The following is a 23,261-nucleotide window of genomic DNA, read 5'->3' on the forward strand; positions in this document are numbered from 1 at the left end:
ATGTCATTCTTTGACATTTTGTCAATAATCGGGTTTGATCCGGTTTCAGGTATCATGTGCAGGCCGTTGCCACCTAACCGGATGATTGAATGAGCGAACCGCTGAAGACCCGCCGGGAGCGGGAAAAACAGGCCCGTTACGACACCATTCTGGATGCCGCCGAGCTGGTGTTCTCAGAGAAGGGTTATGAGCGAACCTCGATGGACGACATTGCCCGCACCGCCAGCCTCAGCCGGGCGCTGCTGTACGTGTACTTCAAGGACAAGGCGGCGATTCAGCGGGGCATCATGCTCCGGGCCGGGCACAGCCTGTTCCGCCGCTTTGAACAGGCGCGGCAGACCACCGATACCGGCCTGGCGCAGATCCGGGCCATGGGGGAATCCTATTACCGCTTCTATCTGGAAGAGCCCGACTACTTCTCGGCCCTGACCAAGGCCTCGACAGCCATGGCCGAGGCCGACGAGAGCCAGGCCGAGGAGATGCTGTGCTCAAAATCAGACCTGATGGCGCTGATGGTGGGGGCGATTGAACTGGGCCTGGCGGACGGCACCATGAACCGGAGCCGGATTACCGACCCGGTACTGACCGCACTGTACCTGAGGGGCGCACTCCATGGTGCGATTCTGCTGTGCCAGTCCGAGATGGGCGACGGCGACCCGGAATTTCCCGCCGAGCAGTTGATCCGGCACACCATGGATATGCTGACGTCGTCGATTGCCGCCTAGAGCTGGAAATCGTAGATCGAACCGAGCCCGAGAATACCGGTCAGTTCGTCCAGGGCCTTGCGAACCTCCTGCAGCAGCATGGGGTCTGCCAGGTCATCCTGGCCCAGCTCATCCCGGTAATGGGCTTCCACCCAGGTGGTGAGGCGGTCATAAAGCTCATCGGTGAGAATCACGCCCCGGTGCATGGCCTTGAGTTCATCATCATCCAGAGCCACCCGTAACCGAAGGCACGCCGGGCCACCGCCGTTGCGCATCGATTGTTTGACGTCGAACACTTCCACCGAGGTAATCGGCCCTCCGGATTTCACCAGATCGTCCAGATACCGGCTCACCGAAGCCACTTCGCGGCACTCACCGGGCACCGCCAGCAGCATGCCGTCGGGCGTGTTCAGCAACTGGCTGTTGAACAGGTAGGAGGCCACCGCATCCTCAATGGGTACCTCGTCCCGGCTCACTCGCACCGCTTCAAGCTCAGCGCCGGTAAGACGCTGCCGGATATCCGCCAGCACCTGCTGTTCGTTCAGGAACGCCATCTCGTGATAGAACAGGGTGTTGCCGTTGCCCACCGCAATCACATCGTTATGGAACACGCCGGCATCAATGGCCGCCGGATTCTGCTGGGCAAACACCACATGCCGGTCCTTCAGGCCATGCCGGCGGGCAACGGCCTCCGAGGCTTCGAGGGTCTGCCGGGCGGGGTACTTTTTCGGGGCCGGCGCCTGTTCGTTGAAGGCAACCTGGCCATAGACAAACAGCTCGACACCCGGGGCGCCATAGCCGGCACACAGCCGGGTGTGGTTGGCCGCGCCCTCGTCACCAAACTGACTGACCGAGGGCAGCGCCGGGTGATGGGCAAAGTAGCTCTCATCCGCGAAGATGGCCTTCAGCGAACGACCGGTAACCGTGTGTTCAATGGAGCGGTGAAACTTCGCGCTCAGGTTGGCCGGGGTGAAATGCACCCGGTGATCGGCAGTATCGGCGCTGGGCGAAACCGTCGCGGCGTTGGCGGTCCACATGGACGACGCCGAGGACGCCGCCGCCAGTATCGACGGGCTGGCTTTCGCCGCCTGCGCCAGTACGCTGGCATCCGCCCCCTCAAAGCCAAGTGCCCGGAGGGTTGGGAGATGCGGCCGTTCGTGGGGTGGCAGAATACCCTGCACATAGCCCCGGTCCGCCAGCCGCTTCATCTTGGCCAGCCCCTGCAAGGCCGCCTCCTTCGGACTGGACACCGAGCGCACGTTGGATTTGGACGCCACGTTCCCCCAGGACAACCCGGCGTAATTATGGGTGGGGCCCACCAGGCCATCGAAATTTGCCTCTACCGCGTGTTTCACCATGGCTGTCGGTTCCGTTAATCGAAGTTCAGGCCGGGCGCCAGACTCTCTGGCAACTCGCTTTTTCCGGCTTCCAGGGAGGCCATGGGCCAGGCGCAGTAGTCGGCGGCATAGTAGGCACTCGGGCGATGATTGCCACTGGCGCCCACGCCACCGAAGGGCGCTGCGCTGCTGGCACCGGTCAGCGGCCGGTTCCAGTTCACAATGCCGGCGCGGACCTCTTCCACCAGCCGGTTATAGAGCTTCCGGTCATCGGTCAGAATACCGGCCGAGAGACCAAAACTGGTCGCGTTGGCCAGCTCCAGGGCATCGTCAAAGCTCTTGTAGCGATGAACCGTCAGCAGCGGGCCAAAGAACTCCTCGTCGGTCAGGTCGAGCCCGGTCACGTCCACAATACCGGGCGACAGCAAGCCGGTATCCGGCTGCAGAGACTTCATTTCCAGCAGTGACTGGCCGCCTTTCTCCAGCATGCTGGCCTGGGCTGCCAACAGTTTTTCGGCCGCTTCGGCGGAAATCACCGAGCCCATGAACGGTTGCGGATCGGCATCAAACTCGCCCACTTTGATTCGGGCAGAAACCGCCGCCAACCGGTCCAGAAAGGCATCGCCTTTCTTGCCCTTGGGCACCAGCAAACGGCGGGCGCAGGTGCATCGCTGCCCGGCGGAGAGAAATGCCGACTGCAGCGCGTGGTGAACGGCACCGTCAATATCTGCGACATCCTGAACGATCAACGGATTGTTGCCGCCCATTTCCAGCGCCAGGATTTTCTCCGGCTGGCCACCGAACTGCTTGTGCAGCAGGTGCCCGACGGTGGAACTGCCGGTAAAGAACAGGCCGTCGATCAACGGATGACTGGCCAGGGATTTTCCGGTTGTCGAGGCGCCCTGCACCAGGTTAATCACACCATCGGGAATGCCGGCTTTTTCCCAGAGCTTAACGGTCAGCTCGGCAACCCCGGGCGTCAGCTCACTGGGCTTGAACACCACGGTATTGCCCGCCAGCAGGGCCGGCACAATGTGGCCATTGGGCAGATGCCCCGGGAAGTTGTAGGGCCCAAACACAGCCACTACGCCATGGGGCCGGTGCCGCAACACCGCATGGCCGCCGGCAACGTCTGATTCGGAATGGCCGGTGCGGTCATTGTAGGCCTTCACCGAGATACCGATCTTGCCGATCATCGCAGCCACTTCGGTGCGAGACTCCCACAACGGCTTGCCGGTTTCCAGGCCAATCTGGTGCGCCAGCTCTTCCTTGTGAGCCTCAAGCAGTTCGCCGAAGGCTTCTACCACCGCCTGGCGCTCGGCAAAACTTTTCCTCTGCCATTTCAGGAAGGCATTGCGGGCCTCACGCACCGCCGCGTCCACATCTTCCAGGTTGGCACTGTCGCCCTCCCAGACCGTTTCGCCGGTCACCGGCTGGACCGATTCGAAGGAACCCCCATGGCCCTGAAGCCATAGGCCGTCAATCAACAGTTCGCCTGTCAGCTTTGCCATTTTGATGCACCTCCCGGTACTGAGCTTCTAAATCCATGTTTGGTCAGCATGCCCGAATCTTTCAAGGGGGCCAGGCGAATCGGATCTCCGGATTCCACCTGCAGGGCCTCGGCAACGTCGGGCGGCAAACTGACGGTATCCGGGCCGATGCAATCCATGGGCAGGGTTGTGACCCGGAAATCCCGGAACGAGCGGTTCGAGACCATCACCCGCTGATCGGCGGGCACATCCAGGTTCACCGGCTTGCGGGTGACCATGGCATGCCGGTTGATGGCCTCCCGGACGGTCCGGATGTTGTTTATGAAAGCCTCCACCACCGGCCCGCCATCAAAGATGTCCACCAGGCCGTTAAAGTTGAAACCTTCCGACTGCAGCATGCGCAGCGCAGGCGCGGTGTTATCGTGCACCCGGCTGATCACGGCCCGGGCCGAATCCGGCAGCATGGGCAGGTAGATCGGGTACTTGGGCATCAGCTCGGCAATGAACGATTTGTTGCCAAGCCCGGAGAGCATGTCCGCTTCGCTGAATTCCATATCAAAAAACTTGCTGCCCAGGGCGTCCCAGAGCGGGCTGCGCCCCTGGCCATCGGACACACCGCGCATCTCGGCAAAGATCTTTTCCGAGAAATGCTTGCGGAAATCGTCCAGATACATGAACCGACAGCGGGACAGCAGCAGCCCGTTGCCCCCACCCTTGTACTCATCGGACAGCAGCAGCGAGCAGATCTCGCTGGTGTCGGTCATGTCGTTGGACAGGTGCAGCGTGGGTGTCCGCACATGCACGCCCAGCTCTTTGGACGCATTCACGGTGACGCTCAGACGGTAGTTGTAGAACACCTCATCCAGACCGACCCGGGCCTGGATACCGCTGATGCCGACGGTCTTCTTGCGCTGGATATCCTCCAGGGCAAACAGGTACAGCCCGGCTTCCGGCGCACAGCGCTGGTTGAAGGTATCCCGGGCGTGATTGATCTTCTTTTCCAGTAACTCCCGGTCCGCCGGCAGCGTGGTGAGCCCCTTGCCGGCGTTCTGCGCCATGGTGTACAGGTCGTCCAGGTCATTTTCCTGCAGCGGGCGAATTACCAGCATGGTGTCGCCTCCCTGTTGCCCGGGACTGGTTGAATGGCGGTCGGAATCTCTATCTCAATCGCTGTCATAACGGCGCAATCCTTACCCGGTCACCGGCAGTCCTGTTCAGAATTTTCCAGGTGTTCACCGGCACCTTGAGGGTGTCCTCCAGAGTCTCGGCAACCGGTGTCAGGGTGCAACGGAACCGGTCCCCCTCCCCGGCTGCAATCAGACAGGTTTCCCCGAGGTTATCGTTGGAGCCGTGCAAGGCTTTCGCGTGACTGGTCACCAGGGTTTTCAGGCCGTCGGTGCGCGCCTCCAGCACCGGCCCGGCGTCAAAAATATCCAGGTAGTTGCCCGGCTGAAAACCTTCGCGCTGGAGCAACTCGTAGTTCGGCACCGTGACCGGGTGCGGCTGGCCCAGGGCCTGCTGGGCGGCGTCACTCAGCAGGGTGACGTAAATCGGGTTGGGCGGCATCAGTTCGGCAATGAAGGTTTTGCTCAACTGGCCGGAATACTGGTCTGCGGTTTCAAAATCCATATCAAAGAAATGCCGGCCCAGACTGTCCCAGAACGGAACGCTGCCATCGTCCAGTTGAACGCCCTGGATTTCCACCGCCACCCGCGCTGTAAACCAGTCCCGGTGATCGGCAATGAACAGGATCCGGGCCCGGGACAACAGTTCGAAGGCATCGGTGCCACTCAACTCCGGCCGAATGGAAAACGAACACAGGAGAGTGTTATCGGTCAGCGAATGGGAGGGGTACAGCACCTCCACCCGCCTTGATACGCCCAGCTCATGGGAGGCATGGATCAGGGCATCGCGCCGGTAATTGTAGAATGGCTGGCCATTGCCGGCCCGGGCATCGATCCCGGCCGTGCCGACAACCTCGCCGGTTTCGGTGTTCTCCAGCACAAAGAGAAATCTCGGCGGTTCATCGTCCGCTCCAATCCGGCCGGCAAAGGACGCCTGGGAATGCTCTATCTTGTAGGCGAGGGCATCGCCCTGTTTGGGCAGGGTGGAAGAGAGGCGGGCACTCTGGGTGCCCGCGATGGCAAGAATCTGGTCCAGATCATCCGGCTGCGCCGGACGTACCAGCCACATAGGAACTCCTTAGGCTGTCAGTTTTTTTACCGCTGCCTCGAACCGCTCGAGGGCTTCATCAATATCCGATTCCGGGATAATCAGCGACGGTGCCAGGCGAATGACGTTCGGGCCAGCCACCAGAACCATCACGCCCTCATCGAGACCGGCGTTAAGAAAATCCTTGGCCTTGCCCTGCCATTTCTCGGTCAGAACACAACCGAGCAGCAGACCGGCCCCGCGAACCTCGCTGAACACGCCGTAACGCTCGCCGATGTCCATCATGCCCTTGCGCAGCTTGTCAGAGCGAACCTTCACACCCTTGAGAATCTCCGGCTGGCTGACGGTATCCACCACTTTCTGGCCCACGGCGCAGGCCAGGGCGTTACCCCCATAGGTGCTACCGTGGGTCCCCACGCCCAGACTGGCAGCCACTTTCGCCGTGGTCAGCATGGCCGCCACCGGGAAGCCACCGCCCAGGCCCTTGGCAGTGGAGAGAATGTCCGGTACCACGTTGTACATCTGGTAGGCGTACAGGTAGCCGGTTCTCCCGACGCCGGACTGTACCTCATCGAACACCAGCAGAGCGTCGTTGTCGTCGCACAGCTGGCGCAGCCCATCAAGGAAGGCCTGATCGCCGGGCATAACACCGCCTTCGCCCTGAATGGGCTCGACGACCACGGCGCAGGTCTTCTCTTTGGAAATCAGCTTTTTCACCGATTCCAGATCATTGAACTCGGCGTGGTGAATGCCCCCCGGCGCCGGCTCGAACCCCTCCAGGTACTTGGGCTGGCCACCGACACTGACGGTAAACAGGGTGCGACCGTGAAACGAGTTCCTGAAGGAAATGATCTCGTTCTTCTCCGGGCCGAAGTGCTCCCAGGCGTACCGGCGAGCCAGCTTGAAGGCGGCCTCGTTGGCCTCTCCTCCGGAGTTGGCGAAGAACACCCGCTCGGCAAAGGTGAGATCACACAGGGTTTTCGCCAGACGCAAGGCGGGCTCGTTGGTCATCACGTTCGACAGGTGCCAGATTTTCTCGGCCTGCTCTTGCAGCGCCCCGACCAGGCCCGGGTGCGAGTGCCCGAGACAGGTCACCGCAATCCCGCCCTGAAGATCGATAAACTCGCGGCCTTCCTGGTCCCAGATCCGGGAGCCCTCGCCTCGCACCGGAATGATGGAACCGGGCGCGTAGTTGGGCACCATGACTTTATCGAACAGTTCGCGGCTGACGGGTTCTTTATTCATAGATCTCTCTCGGGAAAGCGGCTAAACGTTTTAAAATAGTAGAGTTACCGAACAGGGCAAGTACGTACCTGTGCGGATCCTTGCCCCATAATACGCCACTCACGGCATAAGAACATCCGGTTGCCCGATTGCCGGCAGCTCGATGATCCGGTGCTGGCGCCGGCTGCCCCTGCTCCGGTCCATCAGCGCACTGATCAGCAGCTTGTAGGAATCCAGATCAAAGGTCACCGCCTGGCCCCGCAGGGAGAGATCCTGAAGCTCATCTTCATGGTGAAGGGTGGCCACATGCATCCAGTTGTAGACCACCAGGATGTCTGTGCGGCCGGTGTGGGCATCCTGTTCGACAATGCCCACCGGCCCTTTCCAGGGCCAGGTTTTCAGGCGCAGGCTGTGGAAAGCAATCTGCACCCGCAGGTTGTACCGCCCGACGTCCTCAAGCGCCTCGCAGGCGCCCTTGCAGCGCCCAAGGGCACGCTGGAAACAGGGGCCCTCATGCTCCGGCTCCAGGCCGAGCAGTTTGTTGCACAGGTCATTCTTTGCCGCGATGCCACCCAGCGCCCGCTCCGCATCCCGCCTGCTGCGGAACAACCCGAAGTAATCGCCGAGCCGGTGCGGCTCAATCTCCCGCACCAGCCGCGCCTGAAGATAGCCCGCCCGGTTCGCCGACAGTTCGATACTCACCAGGTTCTTGGCGGCCCGGGACCGCCGGTTGAACAACGGCTTCAGGCCCTTGATCTGCTTCAGCTCCAGCAGCAGCGCCCCCAGCTCACCGGCGGTTTCGGTACACTCCACCCGGCGCAGGCTCTCGGACATCCGCACACCCCGGGCGGAGTTATGGTCCCCGGAGAAATGCGACGCCACCCGCTGGGCGATGTTGGTGCTCTTGCCCACGTACAGCAGCACATCATTCTCACCATAGAACCGGTACACCCCCGGCCCCCGGGGCAGATCCTGCAGCGTATCCGGCGGCAGATGGGAGGGAATACTCGGGCGCTGCAGCAGCTCGCCGATGGCGGTTTCGAATCGCTCATCGCCTTTCTCGCCCCGGGCATGCTCAAAAAACGCCAGCATCGCCGCGACATCGCCCATCGCCCGGTGCCGCTGGACCTGCGCCAGGCCATGCCGGGCAATCAGCGCATCCATGTTGTGCCGCCGGAACTCCGGGTACAGTCGCCGGGAAAGCTTGACCGTACACAACACCTTCGCGGAAAACAGCCGCCCCAGACGACGAAATTCAGCCTTGATGAACCCATAGTCAAACCGGGCATTGTGGGCCACAAAGATGGTGCCCCGGAGCCGCTCTTCCAGCTCATCCGCAATCGCCTCAAACACCGGCGCGCCGGCCACCATCTCATTGGAAATGCCCGTAAGGTTCTCAATAAACGGCGAAATCCGCGTTTCCGGGTCCAGCAGCGTCTGCCACTCCCCCACGGTTTCACCGGCCCGCCAGAACCGGATACCAATCTCGGTAATCCTGTCCCGGGCTGAATTGCCGCCCGTGGTTTCGATATCCAGAAACGCAAAAGTGGCCTTATGGAGGTATGTACTTTCGGAGGTCATAAAACAAGTCTACGCCACAAGGGCAACCGCAGATGCCTGACTATGAACGAAAAGCTGCTATAGACATTCGTCTAATTCATGCACGAATTTATTTGAATTGTCACAGATTCGTAACTACCTTGTTTTTGGGTCCAACAACAATAAGTGTGTGGAGACAACAACGATGCAAAGCAACAACAAATTAAGAATGGCAATTCGTGCGACGGCAGCTGTGGCTGTTTTCGGTGTAGCCGGGCAGGCTGGCGCGGTCAGCTTCACAGCTGGCGACTATGAAATGGCGGTCTACGGATATGCTCGCTTCAATGCCAGCTACGATATTGATGAGAACGTATCAACGTCTACACGGTCATTCGACTACGGCAAAATCAATGTCGGCGCCGCTGAAGATAATGAAGCAACCGGTTACTTCGGCGCAGATGCAGTCCAGAGCCGGATCGGGGTCAAGGCCACTTCCCCTGAAGGCGTGATGGTCAACATTGAAGGTGACTTCCGTCCTGGAAATCTCAGGCTGCGTCACGCTTACGGTTCCTACAACGGTGTCCTGGCTGGCCAGACCTGGTCTAACTTCACAAGCTTCGTAGGCAACACTTCAACCCTGGACTTCGATTCCTTGCCTGGCGCCGCAGGCTACCAGAGCCGCACTCCTCAAATCCGTTACACCACTGGTGCTCTGTCGTTCTCGGCAGAGGATCCAAAGAACTCAATCGCTAACGCGGGCGCTGCCGCCAAAAATGGAATGCCGGCGCTGACCGCACGACTGGAAGATTCGGCCGGCGGCTTGTCATATTCCGCAGCTGTTCTTGCGCAACAGGTTGGCTATGATACCGGCACTGCGGACGGAAGTTCGTTCGGATTTGGAACCTTCGTAGCCGCCAAAATGTCCCTGACTGACATGATCACGATTCAGGGCGCGCTGAGCTATACCGACGGTGCGAACAGTTACCTGTATCGCTCTGCTGCTGACAGCGCATACATTGGCACCAACGGAGATGTCGAAACCATCTCCGGGTATGGTGGGACCATTGGCACCGGCATCAATCTCGGTGGTGGCCGCAGCATCAACGTTGGCTACGGCATGACTGAAGTTGACCTGGATGACGCGGTTGCCGCTGGAGCTTACACGGACGACCCCACACAGTCGATCGCTGCTTTGATGGCAAACTACAAGTGGACTCCGGTTAAAAACGTCATGATGGGCGTCGAGTACAAATACGCTACTCGTGAAACCCAGAGTGGTGACGACGGCGATGCCAGCAGCGTGGCATTTGCTGCCCAGTACAACTTCTAATCCCTTTTAGAAGTTAGCTCAGCAGAAACCCCGGCTCCGGCCGGGGTTTTTGTTTTAGCCGTTCAGTGTGATAGCAGTCCTGATCAGGCGCACCCCTCTTACTCACCCCACGCGCAACCTCCAAACGCTCACCAGCACCTATCAGGCTCAGGCCACTCGCAAGAATGGGGCCAGAAGAAAGCGTTCTTCTGACCCCTGATTGGCCACTAAGGCGTGAGCTCGAGGCCATTAGTCAACCTTGGCACAGGCACATGACATCAATTTGGATGCGAATACCAGGGAGCCAAAACGACAAAGGCGGGCATACCTTTTCAGAACTGTTGAGGGCCAGGGACGGCCCGAAACAAGCCCACATGGATGTGCTTGTAGCGTGTTCTGAAAAGGTATGCCTGCCTTTGTTGCCCCTCAGCCCGAAGGCTGGGAGGATACACAGCACAGGGCTAAACGGTTACAGCAGCAGAGTCCGAATGTCCCCAAGAAGCTGACTGAGCACCGAAGTAAACCGTGCCGCATCGGCCCCGTTCACCGCCCGGTGATCGTAAGACAGCGACAACGGCAGCATTAACCGGGGCTGGAACTCTTTGCCATCCCAGACCGGCTTCATCGCCGCCTTGGAAACCCCCAGAATCGCCACCTCCGGCGTATTCACGATCGGCGTAAATGCCGTGCCGCCAATACCACCCAGACTGGTGATGGTAAAGCAGGCACCCTGCATCTCTGCCGGCTTCAACTGCTTGTCCCGGGCCTTCTGGGCAAGCTCGGCGCTTTCGGCCGCCAGCTCCCACAGGCCCTTCTTGTCCACATCCCGAATCACCGGCACCATCAGCCCGTTGGGCGTATCCACCGCAATCCCGATGTGAATGTACTGCTTGCGAACCACCTCCTTGCGCTCCATGTCCAGCGACACATTGAACTGAGGCAGTTCCGCCAGCGCCGTGGCACAGGCCTTCAGCAGGAACGGCAGCGGCGTCATCTTCACGCCCTTCTTCTCGCCGGCCGCTTTCTGGGCCTTGCGGAAATCCTCCATATCGGTGATATCCGCATCCTCGAACTGCGTCACATGAGGCACGTTCAGCCAGCTGCGCTGCATGTTGTTGGCCGTGGCAAACATCATCCGCGACATGGCCTCACGCTTGGTTTCACCAAACTGGCTGAAGTCCGGCAGCTTGACCCCCGGAATACCAGAGCCGGTGGCAACGCCTCCGCCTTGCTGGGCCTGTTTGAGCTGGCTCTTCACATAGGCGTGGATATCGTCCTTGGTAATCCTGCTCTTCGGGCCGGAGCCCTTGACGCGGGTGAGATCCGCGCCCAGCTCCCGGGCCAGCTTGCGCACCGCAGGGCCGGCGTGAACCTTGGCCCCCGGTGAGGGCGGCTCATAGGTAGCACCCTGGGGCTCAGGTGCAGACTCCGATTGCTTCGGCTCGCGCTCGGCGTCCGGCTGGGGCTTCGCCTTCTGTTCCTTGTCTTCCTTTGCTTCCTGGCCGGAATCCTCAGAGGCTTCTTCCTCGCTGCTACCGTCTTCCTCAACGGTCATCTCCAGCAGCTTGTCGCCTTCGGAGAGCTTGTCGCCTTCAGACACCAGGACCTTGCCCACCTTGCCCGCGTAGGGGGAGGGAATTTCCATGGTGGCCTTGTCGGACTCCACCATTACCAGTGGATCATCCACCTCAATCGTGTCACCTTCGGAAACGTTGATCTCGATAACCGGAACATTGTCAAAGCCATCCAGCGCCGGCACCTTCACGGTTTCCTTGCGGGAGCCGCCGCCAGCCTTCTTCTGCGCCGGCTTGCTCTCTTCAGACTTGTCTTCCGGTTTGGCCTCGTCCTTTTCCTCGGCTTTTGCTTCGGACTTTTCCTCGGCCTCGTCGTCGCCGGAATCGTCAGAGCCACCAGCGTCATCGCTGGGCTCCATCATCCCGACCACATCGCCTTCCTTCACCTTGTCACCCACTTTTACGGTGATCCTGGTGATTTTGCCAGCGCCGGGCGATGGCAGCTCAACGGAAGCCTTGTCTGACTCTATGGTCAGAATCGGATCCTCTGCTTCAACGGTGTCCCCTGCACTGACGGTGATTTCGATGATCTCGACCTCATCCGCACCGCCGAGATCCGGAACCTTGATTTCCTGTTCACTCATGGCGGTCTCCTTAGCTCAGCACCGGGTTCGTTTTGTTGCGATCGATTCCGTACTTGCGCATGGCTTCGAGAACCACATCGTTCTTCACCTCACCGTCCCGGGCCAGGGCTGAAAGCGCCGTTACGGTTACGTAGTAACGGTCCACCTCGAAGAAGCTGCGCAGCTTCTCGCGGGTGTCACTGCGGCCGAAGCCGTCGGTGCCCAGGGTCAGGTAGGTTTTGGGAATAAACCCTCTCAGTTGCTCAGAGTGCAGTTTGATGTAATCGGTGGAAGAAACCACCGGGCCCTGGTGCTTCTCCAGCATCTGGGTCACATAGGCCTTTTTCTGTTTGTCTTCCGGATGCAGGCGGTTCCAGCGCTCCACGTGCTGACCTTCGCGCGCCAGTTCGTTGAAGCTGGTTACGCTCCAGACATCCGAGGCGACGCCCCAGTCGTCTTTCAGCATCTGGGCGGCGGCACGCACCTCGTTCAGGATGGCACCGGCACCGAGCAGCTGAACCCGGGGCGTTTTCTTGTTGCCCTTGGTCTCAACGGACTCAAACTTGTACATCCCCTTGATGATGCCGTCTTCACAACCTTTGGGCATCGCCGGCTGCTGGTAGTTCTCGTTCTCGATGGTCAGGTAGTAGAAGACATTCTTGTTGTCCTCGAACATCTCTTTCATGCCATGACGAATCACCACCGCCATTTCATAGCCATAGGCTGGATCATAGGCCTTGCAGTTGGGAATGGTGTTGGCAAGCACATGGCTGTGGCCATCCTGGTGCTGCAGGCCCTCCCCGTTCAGGGTGGTCCGCCCGGCGGTTCCGCCGATCAGGAAGCCGCGGGCCTGGATATCACCGGAGGCCCAGGCCAGGTCACCGACCCGCTGGAAGCCGAACATGGAGTAGAAGGCATAGAAAGGAATCAGCGGGAAGTTGTTGGTGCTGTAGGACGTCGCTGCTGCCATCCAGGCCGCCATGGAGCCATCCTCGTTGATACCTTCCTCGAGAATCTGGCCCTTCTTGTCCTCCCGGTAATACATGATCTGTTCACGGTCTTCCGGAACGTATTTCTGGCCTTCCGCCGTGTAGATACCCAGTTGGCGGAACATGCCTTCCATACCGAAGGTACGGGCTTCGTCCGGCACGATTGGCACCACGCGCTTGCCGATGCGCTTGTCTTTGGTCAGCGCGGTCAGTATCCGGACAAACGCCATGGTGGTGGAGATTTGCCGGTCGCCGGAGCCATCCAGTACCGCCTTGAAGATATCCAGCTCGGGAATCTGCATTGGCTGACAGTCCTTGCGGCGCTTGGGATAGAAGCCACCCAGTTCCTGGCGGCGCTTCTTCATATAGATGATTTCCGGGCTATCCGGCGCTGGACGATAGTAGGGAACGTCTTTGAGCTCATCGTCCTTCAGCGGCACTGCGAACCGGTCGCGGAACGATTTCAACTGCTCGATATCCAGCTTCTTCAGCGAGTGCGCCGTGTTCTGCGCCTCACCGGCCTCGCCAAAGCCGTAGCCCTTGATGGTGTGGGCCAGGATTACGGTCGGGCGCCCGCCGTTATTGTTGATGGCACGATCGTAGGCCGCGTAGATCTTGTAGGGATCATGGCCACCTCGGTTAAGCTTGCCGATCTCCTCGTCGGAGAGCCCCTCAACCAGCTTCGCCGTTTCCGGGTACTTGCCGAAGAAGTGCTTGCGGGTATAGGCAGGGCCATTGCTCTTGTAGTTCTGCAACTCACCATCGCAGACCTCGTCCATGATCCGCTGCATCATGCCTTCCTTGTCCTTCTCGAACAGGGGGTCCCAGTGACGGCCCCAGACCACTTTAAGCACATTCCAGCCGGCGCCCCGGAAGATACCCTCAAGCTCCTGGATGATCTTGCCATTGCCGCGTACCGGCCCGTCCAGACGCTGCAGGTTGCAGTTAACCACGAAAATGAGGTTGCTGAGCTTTTCCCGGCCGGCCATTGAAATGGAGCCCAGGGTTTCCGGCTCGTCGGTTTCACCGTCGCCGACAAAACACCAGACCTTGCGATCGCCCATCTCCACGAGCTCACGGCTGTCCAGGTATTTCATCACGTGAGCCTGGTAGATGGCCTGGATGGGGCCAAGGCCCATGGAAACCGTCGGGAACTGCCAGTAATCCGGCATCAGCCAGGGGTGGGGGTATGACGACAGGCCCGTGCCGTCCACTTCTTCCCGGTATTTATCCAGATCCTTTTCGTCAAAGCGGCCTTCCAGGAAGGAGCGGGCGTAGATGCCCGGCGAGGAGTGACCCTGGAAATAGACCAGATCGGATTCGCGCTTTTCGTCGCCGCCGTGGAAGAAGTAGTTGAAGCCAACATCATAGAGCGTGGCAGCCGAGGAGAAGGAGGAAACGTGGCCACCGAGATCTCCGGGGCGCTGGTTGGCCCGCATTACCATGGCCATGGCGTTCCAGCGGATCAGGGAGCGGATTCGGCGCTCCATGAACAGGTCGCCTGGCATGGGCGCCTGCTGGGAAACCGGAATGCTATTCCGGAATGGCGTGGTGATGGAATAAGGCAGTTCGGTGCCATCGCGGCTGGCCCGCTCGGACAGCCTCTCAAGAATGTATTTGACCCGGTCTATGCCTTCGTTCTCGATCAGAGATTCCAGCGCGTCCAGCCATTCACTGGTTTCAATGGGATCATCGTCCTGGTACATCAAACCCTCCCCTTGGCATCAAAAAGTGCAGCGAGACCACGATCAGCAGTCTGGCGCATTGCGGTGTTGAAAAGCTGCGATGAAATGCAGTGTGTTGTTGTGGGTATTTTCAGCCTGACAGGTGTACCGGCTCCCGGTACACAGAACCTGTATAAAGCATAGAACAGCTTTCACACTTTTCCTGCCTGATCGCCCCGATTCATGGGCTTTTGGCCTCAGGTTGACCGGCATTCTGCGGAAGTGCGTGGATTTGCCCACCCGGCTTTGTAGTATTTTTACTACATTTTGACCGTTAAATTCAATTCAAACTGCTTTTACACCCATTTATGGCAGCCTGCTTGCGGTTAGTTACGGAAGAATGACCGTTTTCAGACCACCAGACAAGCAGACTGCGACCAATGTCGTAGCATTCCTATCAACTTGCAATTTAATTACCACGCTAAACGATGAGTTTTCTGAAACTGGCCATTATTTCCGGGCTTTTTGCGCTTGTTATTGAATTTTAAGCCAGAGTCGTTACTGCTCCCGCCTGAGTTACCACGACTTTTTCGTTAGACCTGAAAATAAATTTATATTTATGTATACTCGCCTGCCTGATTTTTAACCATCTAAAAAGTGGTCCGACCACTTTTTTGTCATTAACACCAGCAGAGGGCGATCCATGAACTCCATCGTCACCTTTCCGAACCGGATTCCCACCACAGAATTCGAGGAACGGCGCTTCAAGGTCTACACCGACCGCCAGCTCGACAAGATTGACATCATCCAGAATCTCCCCGAAGAGACCCTGTTTGAAATGAAGGTGGTCGCCAGCGTACTGCCGTTCCGGGTCAACGAATATGTGATCAACGAACTGATCAACTGGAACAAGGTACCCAACGACCCGATCTATCAACTTGTCTTCCCGCAAAAAGGCATGCTGAAAGACGAGCATTACGAGCGCATGGCAAAGCTGCATCGGGAAGGTGCCGACAAGAAAGAGATACAGGCCGTCGCCAAGGAAATCCGGGACGAACTGAACCCGCACCCGGCCGGGCAAATGGAAATGAACATGCCAGAGCTGGACGGTGAAGTACTGGACGGCGTGCAGCACAAGTACCGCGAAACCGTGCTGTTCTTCCCCGCCCAGGGCCAGACCTGCCACTCCTACTGCACCTTCTGTTTCCGCTGGGCGCAGTTTGTCGGTGACAAGGATCTGAAGATGTCCAGCACCGAAGCCGAGAAGCTTCATGGCTACCTGCAGGAGCACACCGAGGTGACCGATCTGCTGGTAACCGGCGGTGACCCCATGGTGATGAAGACCAAGAACCTGGTGCAGTATCTGGAACCGCTGCTGCAGCCGGAGTTCGATCACATCCAGACCATCCGCATCGGCACCAAGGCCCTCACCTTCTGGCCGTACCGTTTTGTGACCGACAAGGACGCCGATGAGCTGATTGATCTGTTCGCCCGTCTCGTGGACGCTGGCAAGCACTTGGCCATCATGGCCCACTACAACCACTGGCAGGAAATCACCACCGAGATTGCCGAAGAGGCCATCCGCCGCATCCGCGCGACCGGTGCTGAAATCCGTGCCCAGGGCCCGCTGATCAAGCATGTCAACGACAATGCCGACGCCTGGGCCAGGCTGTGGAAGAAAGAAGTACAGCTGGGCATCATCCCCTACTACATGTTTGTCGAGCGGGACACCGGCGCCAAGAACTACTTCGAAGTGCCGCTGGCCAAGGCGTTCCAGATCTACCGCGAAGCCATGAAGCAGGTCTCCGGCCTGGCCCGCACCGCCCGCGGCCCCTCCATGAGCGCCGGCCCCGGCAAGGTGGAGATCCAGGGCATTACCGAGATCAAGGACGAGAAGGTGTTCGTCCTGCGCTTCCTGCAGGGCCGCAATCCGGACTGGGTACAGCGCCCGTTCTTTGCCAAATACAGCGAGACGGCCACCTGGCTGCATGAGCTGGAGCCGGCCTTCGGGGAGGAGAAGTTCTTCTTTGAGGATGAGTATGAGCAGATGAAGAGGGGTAACGGCTAAACGTTCGTTACCCTACCCCTCGCAGGGACGACGGGGTCAGATGAAGGCGTTCATCTGACCCCGGGTTCACACTCAGTGCATCAGGGTGTAGAGCTTGCGCCGATAGGTCCGCACATCCGGGTTGTTGTTGCCCAGCTTGTCGAACAGCTCGATCAGGGTGGTTTTGGCCACTTCGTCCTTGTACTTGCTGTCCACCTGCATCAGTCGGATCAGCAGGTCCATCGCTTCAGCGTTGTTTTCCTGTAATACGTGGTGCAGGGCCAACTGGTGCAATGCGTTCGGGTCTTTCGGATCCTGCTCCAATGCCATCTCCAGGTCCTTGATCGGCGGCAGCTCTGCCGACTGTTTCAGGAATTTCACCCGGGCTGCCAGCTGCTTGGCCTGGTGCTGCATTTTCTCTTCCGGCGGCAGGCTTTCGAGTACTTGCTCGGCCGTTTCAAGGTCGCCCATTTCCACCTTCAGCTGCGCCAGATCAATCAGCACTTTGAGGTTCTCGGGGTCTTTCTGGTTCATATCAGAGAGGATCGCCAGGGCACCTTCCACATCCCCCGCTTCCCAGATCCGGTGGGCCTGGTCGTAGGGGTCTTCCTTCGGGGCTTCAACGTGCTTATCCAGCACCGCACGAATCTCGCTTTCCGGCAGGGCGCCGTTGAAGCCGTCCACGGCCTGGCCGTTTTTTACCAGAATCACCGTCGGCAGGCTACGCACGCCCAGGCTGGAGGTGAGCTGTTCTTGCTCGTCAGCGTTGACCTTCGCCAGCACGAAGGCGCCCTGGTACTCATTGGCCAGCTTTTCCAGCAGTGGCATCAACTGTTTGCAGGGCGCGCACCACTCGGCCCAGACATCCACCAGGACGGGCGTGCTGGCTGATGCTTCCATGACCTTCTGCTGAAAGTTGTCCATGGTGGCTTCAAAGATGTACGGAGAGTCGCTCATGCAGGGCACCTGATAAAAAGTCGAATGAAATCGTCGCGAATTGTCAAAGGACATGGGGCCGAACGCCGGAAAATCAAGCGCTATCCGGTGAAAGCCAACTCCTTGAAATAGCCGTATCTGCCGTCACATTAGCTATTAAACGCTGTTCCGGGGAACGGCGCTGACAGCGCCCCGGACAACTCACAACCTTTCCGGATGGACACTTCACGGCATGAATGACGACCCAAGCAAAGATTCACTTGAGGAATTCGAAGAGGACGTGACCGAATACATTGGCAAGGACGAGCACAGCAAGAGCCTCGCCCTGCCGCAACAGATGATGCCCCGGCGGATGTATGTTCTGCCGGTGTCCAATCGCCCGTTCTTTCCGGCCCAGGTACAGCCTGTGATGGTGAACCAGAACCCGTGGCAGGAAACTCTCAAACGAGTGGGTGAAACCGACCACCGGGTGTTGGGCATCTGCTTTGTGGAAAACGAGGAGGCCGAAGACGGCATACCCGCCAGCGAACAGCTGAAGACCACCGGCTGTGCCGTGCGCGTTCACCACGCCCAGAACGAGAGTGGCAAGATCCAGTTCATTGCTCAGGGCCTGCAACGCTTCCGGATTGTCCAGTGGTTACGCCGCAAGCCTCCCTACCTGGTGGAGGTTGAATACCCGGCCGAGCCGGAAGAAGATTCCGACGAGCTCAAGGCCTACACCCTGGCCATCATCAGCGCGATCAAGGAATTGCTGCGCACCAATCCGCTGTATGGCGAGGAGGTGAAGCAATACCTGTCCCGCTTCGGGCCAGAGGACAGCTCACCGCTGGCCGATTTCGGCGCTTCCATGACCAGCGCTCCCGGCCGTGAATTGCAGGACGTGCTCGATACCGTGCCCCTGTTGCGCCGCATGGAAAAGGTATTGCTGCTGATGCGCAAGGAGCAGGAAGTGGCGCGGCTGCAGTCGGAAATCAGCGAGGAGGTCAACGCCAAGGTGCAGAAGCACCAGCGGGAGTTTTTCCTGAAAGAGCAGCTCAAGGTCATCCAGCGCGAACTGGGCATGGCCAAGGACGACAAGACCGCGGATGTGGAGCGGTTCGAGGAGCGGATGGCGCATCTGGATCCGCCCGAAGCCGTGCGCGAGCGCTTCAACGATGAAGTCCAGAAGCTGCAGGTGCTGGAACAGGGCTCGCCGGAATACGGCGTTACCCGCAATTACCTCGACTGGCTGACCCAAGTGCCCTGGGGCGTGCACTCCGAGGACCATTTCGATCTGGCCGAAGCCCGCCGCATCCTGGACCGGGACCACGATGGCCTGGACGATGTCAAAGACCGCATCGTCGAGTTTCTGGCCGAAGGGACCTTCAAGGGCGAAGTGAGCGGCTCCATCCTGTTGCTGGTAGGCCCGCCGGGGGTAGGCAAAACCTCTATCGGCCACTCCGTCGCCGATGCCCTGGGCCGGAAGTTCTATCGCTTCAGCGTCGGCGGCATGCGTGACGAGGCTGAAATCAAGGGTCACCGCCGCACCTACATCGGAGCCATGCCGGGCAAGTTTGTCCAGGCGCTGAAGGATTCGAAAGTGGCGAACCCGGTGATCATGCTGGACGAGATCGACAAGATCGGCGCCTCCTACCAGGGTGATCCGGCGTCAGCGCTGCTCGAAACCCTGGACCCGGAACAGAACCGGGAGTTCCTGGATCACTACCTGGATGTCCGCATGGACCTGTCCAAGGTATTGTTTATCTGCACCGCGAACCAGTTGGATACGATACCCAGGCCACTGCTGGACCGGATGGATGTGATCCGCCTGTCCGGTTACATCGGGGAAGAAAAACTGGCCATCGCCAAGCATCACCTGCTGCCAAGGTTGCTGAAACGGGCGGGCCTCCTGAAAAAGCAGTTCAATATCACCGACGCCGCCATCCGGCAGGTGATCGAAGGCTATGCCCGGGAATCCGGTGTACGGAATCTTGAAAAGCTACTGCACAAGATCCTGCGCAAAGGCATCGTTAAACTGCTGGAAAATCCGGGCCATCCGGTAAAGGTGGGCGTTGCCGACCTGCAAGCCTACTTGGGCCAGCCCTCATTCCGCAAAGAGAAGTCGCTCCGGGGTACCGGCGTGGTCACAGGCCTCGCCTGGACCGCCATGGGCGGCGCCACACTCAGCATCGAGGCGTCACGTATCCACAGCTCCCAGCGCGGCTTCAAACTGACAGGTCAGCTCGGGGATGTGATGAAAGAGTCCGCCGAAATTGCCTACAGCTACGTGTCGTCCAACCTCAAGCGCTTCAGGGGCGACCCGACCTTTTTCGACAAGTCGTTCGTGCATCTGCATGTGCCTGAGGGGGCCACGCCGAAAGACGGCCCCAGCGCCGGTGTCACCATGGCCACCGCCCTGCTGTCCATCGCCCGGAAGGAAGCACCGCAGCAGAATCTCGCCATGACCGGCGAGCTGACACTGACCGGCCAGGTACTACCCGTGGGTGGTATCCGAGAAAAGGTGATTGCCGCCCGGCGCCAGAAAATCGGCAACCTGATCCTGCCGGAGGCAAACCGGGGAGATTACGAGGAACTGCCGGACTACCTGAAGGAAGGCCTGACGGTGAATTTTGCCAAACACTATAACGATGTGTTTCAGGCATGCTTCGCCAACAAACCCCGGAAAGGCTCCAGCGTCCACTGAATTAAATGGTGTAACGAGTGGGCGATAACGTTGACGCCCACTGGGCTCTTGTCTTTACTCGATCTGACACTGACGGAAAAGTAACCGGCGGGCGGACTCGGAATTGCCGGCTCCTGCTCGCTGGTGAAGAGAGCCTAACGACAATGAACACAAAAGCCTCGATGCTGTGCGTGGCCGCTGGCCTCGCGATCGTCCCTTACGCCCATAGCCAGTCTGACAGCACACTCAAAACACTGGGCAATTTCCAGACCACCGGAAAAGCCGAATTCACCGTCATCGACCAGAACAGCGACAGAGCCGACGCCATCCGCAAAACCCTGGAAACGATCCGGTTACCGGAAGGCTTTGAGATCAGCCTGTATGCACGGGTTCCGGATGCCCGCCACATGGCAGTCGGGCCCCAGGGCGTGGTGACCTTTGTCGGCACCCGGAAAACCGAGGTCTGGGCAGTAATCGACCAGGACAAAGACCGGATTGCTGATGAAGTGAAAAACTTTGCGCCCTCGCTCGCCAAGGCAGTGCCGAATGGCCCCTGCTTCTCATCGGACGGCGTGCTTTACATCGCCGAGCAGAACCGGGTACTGGCCTATCCGGCCGCCGAGTCCTTCTATAAAGGGGGCGATGTGATGGCCTACGAGGTGATTCCCCGGGGCACGCTGATCCCGAAACAGTTCGTGAGCTACAACCATACCGCCCGGGTCTGCGATATCGGGCCGGACGACAAGCTGTACATCTCGCTGGGCCAACCCTATAACGTGACCCCGCCGGAATACATCGATACCTTCGGAAAACTCGGGATTGGCGGCATTATCCGGCTCAATCGGGACGGCACCGGACGCGAGGTGTACACCCGAGGGATCCGCAACTCGGTCGGCCAGGACTTCCACCCCACCACCGGCGACCTCTGGTTCACCGACAACCAGGTGGATGGTATGGGAGATGACATTCCTCCCGGTGAAATCAACCGGCAAACGGCCATGGGCCAGCACTTTGGCTACCCCTGGTATGGTGGAGGCGATGTCCGCACCAATGAATACAAGGGTGAGAAGGTGCCGGTGGAGGTGGTATTCCCGGTTTCCGAGACCGTGGCCCATGCCGCCGACCTGGGAATGATGTTCTACACCGGAGATATGTTCCCGAAACCGTACCAGGGCGGCATTTTCTCGGCTCAGCACGGCTCCTGGAACCGGACGACACCCATCGGCGCCCGGGTGATGTTCACGCCGGTGGATGCCGACGGCAACATTGCCGGGGAAACCGTGCCCTTCGCGGAGGGCTGGCTGGCTGACAACGGCGAGTATCTGGGCCGGCCGGTGGATGTGGCGCAGCTCAAGGATGGTTCACTGCTGGTCTCTGACGACCTGGCGGGCGCCGTCTACCGGATTGCCTACACCGGGCCCTGACTTCCTTCTCTTTCAGGCCTTTTCCTTCCAACCATCGTCCTTCAGTACCGACCCCACTGTCAGCACCGGCGAGGCATCAATATCGTCGGCATCCATCATGTTGGCCACCCGCTGCAGCGAGGCCAGAATCATGGTCTGCTCCCACTCCGCAAGGCTCTGGAATTTCTGGATGAAATCCTCCTGCAGCGGATTTGGCGCCCTGGCAAGGAGCTCTGCGCCCTCGTCAGTCAGATGGGCATGCACCTTGCGCTTGTCCTGTGTGCTGCGTACCCGGTAGACCAGCTTGCGGTGCTCAAGGCGGTCCAGAATCGTTGTCACCGTCGCCTGGCTGAGGCTCACCTTGTCAGCAATCGTGCCGATGGTGACTTCACCAAGGTCCCGAATCGTTCTCATGATCAGCAACTGCGGGCCGGTAAGCCCGGCGTGTTTGCTGAGGCGTTTGGAGTGCAGGTCGGTTGCCCGGATTACCCGCCGAAGTGCCACCAGTACGTCTTCATAACTGTTCACAGCCTTACCCCGACTCGGAAATCAATAATTTGTTTATACCACTAACTATTAGAGGTCTTTGCACCGAAGAATGCAAGTCAGGGAGAACCCCTGCAGTTTTTTTGCCAGACACTATGCTAAGGTTCTGGATTTTTACCAGACCGAAAACGGAATCAGCATCATGAGCAATCGATTCTTTCGCCGGCTCCTGCCGTTTCTGGGCCCATTGCGCACCGGTGTTGCCCTTGGCCTGATGACGGTGGCAGGCGCTGCATTCGCCCAGGGCACGAATGAGCCACCCCCCAATGAACAAGACATTACCTCGGAAGACGTGGCCGCAACGCTCTCCGATCTGAAAGAGCCGATGTATACCCCGTTTATCGAGCTGTACCTGCTTGAAGAAACCAAGGCTCTGCGCAAGGAAATGATGAATACCCGCGCCGAGCTGATTGAAAAGGTGGTGGACAAGGAGCTGTCCGTTGCTGACAAGACCATGTCCTACGCCACCGACACGGTCACTTACTTCTTTTACCTGATAGCAGGCGCCACCTCCATCCTGGTGGTCATCGGCTGGAACTCTATCCGGGACATGCGCAACCAGCTCACCAGCCTGGCCGAGAAGCGGGTGAACGAACTGGTGGTGGAGTACGAAACCCGCCTTGAGTTCATTGAAGACCAATTGAGGCAGAAATCCGACATCATCCAACAGAACCAGGCCGAGATTGAACGCACCAATGAAGTGCATTCCCTGTGGCTGAAGGCCAGCCAGGAAACCTCCCAGCAGAACAAGATCGCCGCCTACGACACCATCCTGGACCTGCGCCCGGATGACGTGGAGGCACTGAGCTATAAGGCGGACGCGGTCCTGGAGATGCAGGAGCCGCTGTGGGCCATCAGCCTGTGCCAGCGGGCCCTGAAACTGGCACCGGATAATGGCCATGCGCACTACCAGCTCGCCTGTGCCTACGCCGAGATCGGCCGCTGGGATGACGCCGTCAGCACCCTGCAAAAAGCCATTGATATCTCCGAGGCATACCGTGACGACGCCTCTGTGGACGTCAGTTTCGAGCAGCTTCGGGATCACGACAGCTTCCGTGCCCTGGTGTTTCCGGATCAGGACGACGGGACCGATGCTTGACAA

Annotated in this window: 16 protein-coding genes; 6 read left to right on the forward strand and 10 right to left on the reverse strand. The window is 59.1% G+C overall.

Annotated features, from left to right (window positions below):
* Positions 1 to 89 precede the first annotated feature (89 nt).
* The gene (locus msub_RS12475) at positions 90 to 725 is read left to right on the forward strand and encodes a TetR/AcrR family transcriptional regulator (RefSeq protein ID WP_048496318.1); all 636 of its coding nucleotides are present in this window, start codon (positions 90 to 92) and stop codon (positions 723 to 725) included.
* Here the strand turns inward: msub_RS12475 and astB are convergent.
* From astB to msub_RS12505, 6 genes are all read right to left on the reverse strand, one after another.
* On the reverse strand, positions 722 to 2,062 hold the full coding sequence (gene astB / locus msub_RS12480) for an N-succinylarginine dihydrolase (protein WP_048496319.1): 1,341 nt from the start codon (positions 2,060 to 2,062) through the stop codon (positions 722 to 724). The two genes, msub_RS12475 and astB, sit on opposite strands and share 4 nt — an antisense overlap.
* Positions 2,063 to 2,076: 14 nt before the next feature.
* On the reverse strand, positions 2,077 to 3,552 hold the full coding sequence (gene astD / locus msub_RS12485) for a succinylglutamate-semialdehyde dehydrogenase (protein ID WP_048496320.1): 1,476 nt from the start codon (positions 3,550 to 3,552) through the stop codon (positions 2,077 to 2,079).
* Positions 3,540 to 4,640 (reverse strand): arginine N-succinyltransferase, encoded by a 1,101-nt coding sequence (gene astA / locus msub_RS12490; protein ID WP_048496321.1) that lies wholly within the window; start codon positions 4,638 to 4,640, stop codon positions 3,540 to 3,542. The genes astD and astA overlap by 13 nt, the downstream gene beginning before the upstream one ends.
* Positions 4,641 to 4,704: 64 nt before the next feature.
* Positions 4,705 to 5,724 (reverse strand): arginine N-succinyltransferase, encoded by a 1,020-nt coding sequence (locus msub_RS12495; protein WP_048496322.1) that lies wholly within the window; start codon positions 5,722 to 5,724, stop codon positions 4,705 to 4,707.
* Positions 5,725 to 5,733: 9 nt separating this feature from the next.
* On the reverse strand, positions 5,734 to 6,948 hold the full coding sequence (locus msub_RS12500) for an aspartate aminotransferase family protein (RefSeq protein ID WP_048496323.1): 1,215 nt from the start codon (positions 6,946 to 6,948) through the stop codon (positions 5,734 to 5,736).
* A gap of 99 nt (positions 6,949 to 7,047) precedes the next feature.
* Positions 7,048 to 8,508 (reverse strand): exonuclease domain-containing protein, encoded by a 1,461-nt coding sequence (locus tag msub_RS12505; protein WP_048496324.1) that lies wholly within the window; start codon positions 8,506 to 8,508, stop codon positions 7,048 to 7,050.
* 163 nt (positions 8,509 to 8,671) lie between these two features.
* Between msub_RS12505 and msub_RS12510 the strand changes: the two genes are divergently transcribed.
* Positions 8,672 to 9,796 (forward strand): DcaP family trimeric outer membrane transporter, encoded by a 1,125-nt coding sequence (locus msub_RS12510; RefSeq protein ID WP_048496325.1) that lies wholly within the window; start codon positions 8,672 to 8,674, stop codon positions 9,794 to 9,796.
* Between the two features lie 448 nt (positions 9,797 to 10,244).
* Here msub_RS12510 and aceF read toward each other — a convergent pair whose 3' ends face one another.
* Together aceF and aceE are read right to left on the reverse strand one after the other, a co-directional pair.
* Complete coding sequence (gene aceF / locus msub_RS12515; RefSeq protein ID WP_048496326.1) at positions 10,245 to 11,933, reverse strand: dihydrolipoyllysine-residue acetyltransferase; 1,689 nt, start codon at positions 11,931 to 11,933, stop codon at positions 10,245 to 10,247.
* 10 nt (positions 11,934 to 11,943) lie between these two features.
* A complete protein-coding gene (aceE, locus tag msub_RS12520) occupies positions 11,944 to 14,607 on the reverse strand; it encodes a pyruvate dehydrogenase (acetyl-transferring), homodimeric type (RefSeq protein WP_048496327.1) in 2,664 nt (887 codons plus the stop codon).
* A gap of 661 nt (positions 14,608 to 15,268) precedes the next feature.
* Between aceE and msub_RS12525 the strand changes: the two genes are divergently transcribed.
* The gene (locus msub_RS12525) at positions 15,269 to 16,633 is read left to right on the forward strand and encodes a KamA family radical SAM protein (RefSeq protein WP_048496328.1); all 1,365 of its coding nucleotides are present in this window, start codon (positions 15,269 to 15,271) and stop codon (positions 16,631 to 16,633) included.
* A 72-nt stretch (positions 16,634 to 16,705) separates the two neighbouring features.
* On the opposite strand, the gene trxA is transcribed toward msub_RS12525, so the two are convergent.
* On the reverse strand, positions 16,706 to 17,569 hold the full coding sequence (gene trxA / locus msub_RS12530) for a thioredoxin (protein WP_048496329.1): 864 nt from the start codon (positions 17,567 to 17,569) through the stop codon (positions 16,706 to 16,708).
* Positions 17,570 to 17,780: 211 nt separating this feature from the next.
* Between trxA and lon the strand changes: the two genes are divergently transcribed.
* The gene (gene lon / locus msub_RS12535; protein WP_048496330.1) at positions 17,781 to 20,231 is read left to right on the forward strand and encodes an endopeptidase La; all 2,451 of its coding nucleotides are present in this window, start codon (positions 17,781 to 17,783) and stop codon (positions 20,229 to 20,231) included.
* Between the two features lie 143 nt (positions 20,232 to 20,374).
* Positions 20,375 to 21,634, forward strand: a complete 1,260-nt coding sequence (locus msub_RS12540) for a PQQ-dependent sugar dehydrogenase (RefSeq protein WP_082146484.1) — start codon at positions 20,375 to 20,377, stop codon at positions 21,632 to 21,634.
* A 12-nt stretch (positions 21,635 to 21,646) separates the two neighbouring features.
* On the opposite strand, the gene msub_RS12545 is transcribed toward msub_RS12540, so the two are convergent.
* Positions 21,647 to 22,141 carry a MarR family winged helix-turn-helix transcriptional regulator gene (locus msub_RS12545; protein ID WP_048496331.1) on the reverse strand — a complete coding sequence of 165 codons (495 nt, stop codon included), beginning with the start codon at positions 22,139 to 22,141 and terminating at the stop codon, positions 21,647 to 21,649.
* 232 nt (positions 22,142 to 22,373) lie between these two features.
* Between msub_RS12545 and msub_RS12550 the strand changes: the two genes are divergently transcribed.
* Positions 22,374 to 23,258: a tetratricopeptide repeat protein gene (locus msub_RS12550; RefSeq protein WP_048497104.1), complete on the forward strand. Its 885-nt coding sequence runs from the start codon at positions 22,374 to 22,376 to the stop codon at positions 23,256 to 23,258.
* Positions 23,259 to 23,261: the final 3 nt, after the last annotated feature.

Source organism: Marinobacter subterrani (assembly GCF_001045555.1).
GTDB classification, from domain to species: Bacteria; Pseudomonadota; Gammaproteobacteria; order Pseudomonadales; family Oleiphilaceae; genus Marinobacter; species Marinobacter subterrani.